The following is a 5405-nucleotide window of genomic DNA, read 5'->3' on the forward strand; positions in this document are numbered from 1 at the left end:
TAGGCTAGAATCGGCAGTAGAAACCAGGGACAAATCTGGCTAATCATGGACGGGGGCAAAGCTTCGGGCGAAAAATCCGCTAGCATAGAATTACGAGAGGAGAAGATGGCTCAATGATCAACTTTTTGGGAAATTCCGCATCGTTGCTGGGGTTTCTCCTCTGCCCTCGGGCAGGTCTCCCCTTTCCATTGACCGCTGAGAGGAACTTGCCGTGAATTTTGGTACTCCCGTCCCCCTGCTGATTGGGATTGTCCTCATCGTTGGTGCGATGTCCCTCTTTTTCCTGGATAAACTGAAACCGGGCTATGGACGGGATGCGGATAAGGTGTATTCCATCCTGCTGCTGATCTCGGGCCTCTTTCTACTAGCCCACCTGACCATGGAACTGCTGGCCTCCTTTCAGCAGGTGATTATGGTCGGGGTGATTGTTGCCCTCTTTATTGAAAACATCCAAAATCGTCCCCCCAGAGACGATCGCGGCGGTGATCGAGATCCCTATCCCGGTGGCTACGGGGACTCCGACTATCGCGACCCGGCACCCCCCGCGCCTTATCGCCCTAGCCGCGCCCTAGAATCCCGTCGCACTCCCCGCACCAATGTCCGCGCCCGTCTCGACGACGAGCCCTATCCCATGTATGGCGATCGTCGCCCTGCCCTGCGAGGTTGGGACGAGGGCGATCGCCCGTCTCCCCGCCGTCGTCCGACCTCGGCTAGTCGCCCAACTCCGCGTCTCGATGCTTCCCGGGTTCGCCCCGATTGGGATGCAGAGCCTGTGGAGCCACGGCCCACGCGGTCTAGCGATCGTCCTCCGTCTCGTCCGCCGCTGCCGCCCGACGATGAGCCGCCGGTTGCATCATCCGGCACGAGCTATCGGATGCGGCCGCCGTCCCGCAATGATGAGGGCTCTCGCCGCCGCCCGCCATCGAACTCGCCGTCTTCAGACTACGTTGATTACCGACCCATTGACTATCCTTCTGAGTCGAGCTAGCTGAGTCGAGCTAAAGCCCCTTATGGTTTAGACGGGGCTAACCATTGCGTCATCTATCGCTATGAAATCTATCCAAAACGCCACCCCGTCATGATGATGAGGTGGCGTTTGGTCTAGGCGGAAGAGTTGCTGCTATGCGTGGCGGTTGGCTTCGGCCTGGAGCCATTCATCTACCGGCTGTCCATCCCGGCGCTGCAGTTCAATTTCAATCACCATAGCTGCGGCTTCGCCTGGTGGTGCGGGACGTTCGTGAAACTGAACCGTGTACATCTCCGGATCTTCGTTGCGTTCGCGGAGCCAATCCTGAACTTTGGTGGTAGCAAAGAAAGACTGTCCTTGCTCAAACAATCGGGTGATCTGCATCTGCAGGGTGAATGGGTTAATGCGAGGCATAGCAGTATCAAACTGATGACTGCACCTATTGTAGCGCCTGGCTGAAGCCGGAGTGGTCATTTACTCCGGCTCGCTGATCCCCAGTGCATCCTCTAATTTCGCTGGAGGCGGATGAGTTCTTCCTGCAATCGTTGATGCAGATCAGAACTGCGGCTGGCTTGCCCGAGCATTTGAGTAATGGCATTGAACCGCTCAATGGTTAGATCATTTTGCTCCACAATACGGATGGCGCGATCGCAATAGTTGCGGGCGATGCTGCGAACGTTGGAATTGAGTCGGGTAATGCTTTCTGGACGGTGGCAGGCAATCGATGAGGCCGCATTATTGCCCGATAGGGTGCGAATTTCATTAAAGGCTGTTTGCCGCAAAGGTTCAATCACTAAAACAGCGCTGGCATAGTTACGGAGTTCTTGGTCGGAGAGCGTTTGGGCTTGGGCAGTATGTCCCCACTGGATGGATGAGGACTCGATATGAACGGAGGGGATCGCATCACTCAAAACAGCGATGGATGCCACTGCAAGAGCGAGGCTGACATGACGAAACTGGACTATTAAGCGTTGGAAGTCTCGCATCATAACGATAAAGAAAGCTGGAAACAGTAGGGTAGGAAACAGTGCGACTATCTGAGGTAACTCGGGGTTGATACTAAAACGTTGAGGTTGTGCTTTTAGGACAGGAGTTGGTTTGCGGACGGAGTACCTGGGTGGATGATGGTGTAGAGCACGGTAACCAAACGATTATTGAACCATGGCTCCGTATTCTTGTGGGAGGACGTTAGCCCAATCCAAAACCCCATTCACTCTGATCTCGACCGAGAACACCTGCCTACTTCCCTATTCATGAAGGAGCAGAACTCAACAGGGGGAGACTGGGCTGATGATCTGTAACCAGATGGTAAGGAACCAGATGGCAGGACTAGGCGCTGGGTTAACGTGAGGTCGATAGCATTATGCCTCCAGCAGCCTCTAGCGTTTGGGCAATAACCGATACCGGGCTGAGAGTGGTTCAGCCCATCCCCTCATCTTTTGACTAGCTCAGGATGAACGAAGGGGCTGATGATCGTTATCACACTCACAGTGGGTTAGATCGGTATAAGTCCTTTGAATTATTTTAGGGAGATGAAGTTCCACAGTTGGCGATCGCTCTTGCAGGATTGTCTCCTGATGGCGCTAACGCCACTGCCTTGATGCCGATGCTTGAAAGGTCTGGCATAGCTGAATCACGTGGGTTTGTATCCAGGATCGCGGCTCTGCACCTTGTTTTAGTCCTAAGTCTAGCTGGAGCAAGAGTTTGAGGGCGGTTTGGAGTTGATCGAGAGATATCGATCGCACTTCTTTTTGAAAAAAGTAAATGCGCTTGGGATTGCTAATGTCGGCGGCTTTAGCAATCGCTCGTTCATCCCGTTCTCCCAACTGCACCATCAGCTTCACCCAGAGCCAGGTGCGCATTTGTCCTACTAGGGTGGCCACGATTTTTAGGGCTGGTTCGTTGCGATTCAACAAGTCAGCGACTAGGGTGAGTGCCCGGGCTGTGTCGCCCTCGCGGATGGCTGTGGCCAATTGCAGGGTGTTTTGGGTAGATGTGGTCACTAGGGTGGCGATCGCTGCCTCGTCAATGGAGGCATTGCCCTGTCCATCACTGACGTAGAGGCTGAGTTTTTCCAGCTCCGTGACCAATTGGCGGGTATCGTTGCCCACCGCATCTGCTAGTAGTTCCACGGCTTTGGGTGTCAGGGTGAGGTGCATCTCCCGCGCCATGGTTTCTACCTGGTGAATTAATTGATCGGTTTTCCAGGGAGAGATGGCAGCAAATTCGCGCATTGTGGCATGTTGTTTCAGCAGCTTGGTGGACTTGAGCCGACCGTCCGGCTTGCCCGCCAAGGTGATCATCAATACGGATGTATCGGGAATATTGGGCAGGGTGCGTTCCAGTTCTGCCAGCAGTGCTTCAGAGCAGCGTTGGGTAATGGGGGTATCCACCAGCCAAATAAATCGTTGACCGCTGCCGAAGGGGGGCGTCATAGCTTGGTTGAGAGCCTGCACCACGGCATCGGCCTGATCCGGCAGCAGTTTATCGGCATTGAAGCTAGCCCAGTTAGGATCGAGGGTGCGATCGCGGAGGGTGGCGATCGCTCGATGGAGGGCAAATTCGTCGTCTCCCCAATAGACATGAACCGGCATTCCAGTCTCCTTGTGGTGAAGGCTTGTGGCGTGATCTTACGGGCTTCCTGTGGACACCTGGGTGAGAAGCGTGAGACCGCCGCTCGTTCCCAGCAGCAGCAGTAGACCCAAGGCTCCTGCTAGGGGTTGCCCATGAATGCCCACCAGCCAGGCTGGGGTGGTCACGGGAGGGCGATCGCCCTGGAGGGTATCCACGGTGGCTACGCCCCACACCCAGCCGGTATGCAGGCCCCAAGCTAGGCCAATGGCGTTGCCGTCTACCCAGCAGGCTAGGGTGAGCACCATGCCCATGAGCCACAGCCCTGGCAGTTGAGGTACCGTACCGCGACCATCCCAAACTAAGTGGAGGCTGGCGAAAATGACGCTGGCGATCGCTCCTGCCGCCCATAGATCGAGGTGCGATCGTAGGGCATGGTGCAGGAATCCACGAAATACCAGTTCTTCGATGAACCCCACGCTAGCGGCAACAGCCAGCAGTCCCAGCAGGGTGGGCAGTGATAGCTGCTGCCAGGGTAGGGGCGGTTGGTCGGGATGCAGCCACTGCAGGATGGCTCCTCGGATGCCGTAGAGTATGGCAATGCCAGCTAGCCCCATGGCTAGTCCTACTCCAGCCGAGGGGATGAGTTGGGGTCCCACCAGGCCATAATCGGCCCAGGTGTCTGCCGATAGCTGCTGGATACTCCATAAAACCACCGGTGCTAGCCCATAAAGAATGGCTAAGAGCGGCAGTTTCTGTGCCGCCGTTGCCGGTTGAAACGGTCGCCAGTGCAGCCGCTGGGCCAAGGGCACTGCCATGGGTAGCCAGAGGAGAACCCATGCGGCAAAAAATATCCCAGCCCAGAGGATGGGATCTAGGCTGATGTTCCTAATCACCGAGGATCTCCCGGGGGCGATCGCTCTCAGGTTTTTGAGCACAGAGCACCCCGAAGGTGATCAGTCCACTCCGATAGCCCCGCTGCATCAGTCCCATGGATAAAGCTGCCTGGATCGTTGTCCAGCCCGAGCGCATCAAACCCCATAGTGCCGACCAACTGAACGCTGAGCGTACCACCACCGCCCAGAAGGGGGCCACGGCCTTAGACCAATCGTCGGTACGCATCGCCCGAAACCCAAGCTCTTCGGCAATCACTGCATAGTTGGACAGGGAGATGACGTAGGGCAGACAGTAAACCTGGTAAATTTTGTTGAGGTGCTTTTGTTCTCGGGGCGTGAGCGGAGCAACGTCGGTTTCCCGATGACACCATGTAGCTAAAATCAGCGTGCCTCCTGGGCGCAGGACTCGATAGCACTCACTGAGAAACTGGGTTTTGTCGGGCATATGTTCCCCACTTTCCAGCGACCACACCAGGTCGAAGCTGTTGTCGGCAAAGGGCATGGCTAGGGCATCAGCCACTAAAAAAGTAGCGGGAATCTTGGCTAGATGCGATCGCTCCTCCGCCCGCTGGGCCTGGACAGGACTGAGGGTAATACCGGTGGCCGCCGCCCCAAATTTTTCTGCCAGATAAAGAGAGCTGCCGCCAATGCCACAGCCCACGTCTAACAACGAGGTCACATGGGTCACCTTAGACCACCGTAGGAGTTCATCAATGAGGTCAATTTGAGCTTGACGTCGCTCCTTGGGCACCGTGCCATCTTGCCCATAGTAGCCATGGTGCATATGTTCGCCCCACACCTGCTCCCACAACTCAGACGATGCGTCGTAGAATTGCTGAATTCGATTTTGTAACGAGGTTGTCATCCTCAACTCCTTGAAAAATAGTTGCACCGGGACATCACTACAATCTGCCTGCCGATTGGTACCCTGGAGAAGCCATTGGACAGGGGTTCAGGCACATGTCACAGGT

General features: G+C 55.8%; 6 protein-coding genes. 1 reads left to right on the top strand and 5 read right to left on the bottom strand.

The annotated features are described in order from the left end of the window. Positions 1-211: 211 nt before the first annotated feature. Complete coding sequence (locus V6D20_10225; protein HEY9816156.1) at positions 212-988, top strand: Ycf66 family protein; 777 nt, start codon at positions 212-214, stop codon at positions 986-988. Positions 989-1120: 132 nt separating this feature from the next. On the opposite strand, the gene V6D20_10230 is transcribed toward V6D20_10225, so the two are convergent. From V6D20_10230 to V6D20_10250, 5 genes are all read right to left on the bottom strand, one after another. Continuing rightward, on the bottom strand, positions 1121-1381 hold the full coding sequence (locus tag V6D20_10230; GenBank protein HEY9816157.1) for a hypothetical protein: 261 nt from the start codon (positions 1379-1381) through the stop codon (positions 1121-1123). Between the two features lie 92 nt (positions 1382-1473). Beyond that, a complete protein-coding gene (locus V6D20_10235) occupies positions 1474-1956 on the bottom strand; it encodes a DUF4168 domain-containing protein (GenBank protein ID HEY9816158.1) in 483 nt (160 codons plus the stop codon). Between the two features lie 594 nt (positions 1957-2550). Next, positions 2551-3561 (bottom strand): DNA polymerase III subunit delta, encoded by a 1011-nt coding sequence (holA, locus tag V6D20_10240; GenBank protein ID HEY9816159.1) that lies wholly within the window; start codon positions 3559-3561, stop codon positions 2551-2553. Positions 3562-3597: 36 nt separating this feature from the next. After that, entirely contained in the window at positions 3598-4356 is a 759-nt protein-coding gene (locus V6D20_10245) for a type II CAAX endopeptidase family protein (protein HEY9816160.1), read from the bottom strand. 70 nt (positions 4357-4426) lie between these two features. Then, positions 4427-5299, bottom strand: a complete 873-nt coding sequence (locus V6D20_10250; GenBank protein ID HEY9816161.1) for a methyltransferase domain-containing protein — start codon at positions 5297-5299, stop codon at positions 4427-4429. Between the last annotated feature and the right edge of the window lie 106 nt (positions 5300-5405).

Source organism: Candidatus Obscuribacterales bacterium (assembly GCA_036703605.1).
Taxonomy (GTDB): domain Bacteria; phylum Cyanobacteriota; class Cyanobacteriia; order RECH01; family RECH01; genus RECH01.

Coding starts and splice junctions, on each gene's coding strand:
- V6D20_10230 (HEY9816157.1), bottom strand. CDS start 1,381: ATGCCTCGCATTAACCCATTCACCCTGCAGATGCAGATCACCCGATTG.
- V6D20_10235 (HEY9816158.1), bottom strand. CDS start 1,956: ATGATGCGAGACTTCCAACGCTTAATAGTCCAGTTTCGTCATGTCAGC.
- holA (HEY9816159.1), bottom strand. CDS start 3,561: ATGCCGGTTCATGTCTATTGGGGAGACGACGAATTTGCCCTCCATCGA.
- V6D20_10245 (HEY9816160.1), bottom strand. CDS start 4,356: ATGGCAGTGCCCTTGGCCCAGCGGCTGCACTGGCGACCGTTTCAACCG.
- V6D20_10250 (HEY9816161.1), bottom strand. CDS start 5,299: ATGACAACCTCGTTACAAAATCGAATTCAGCAATTCTACGACGCATCG.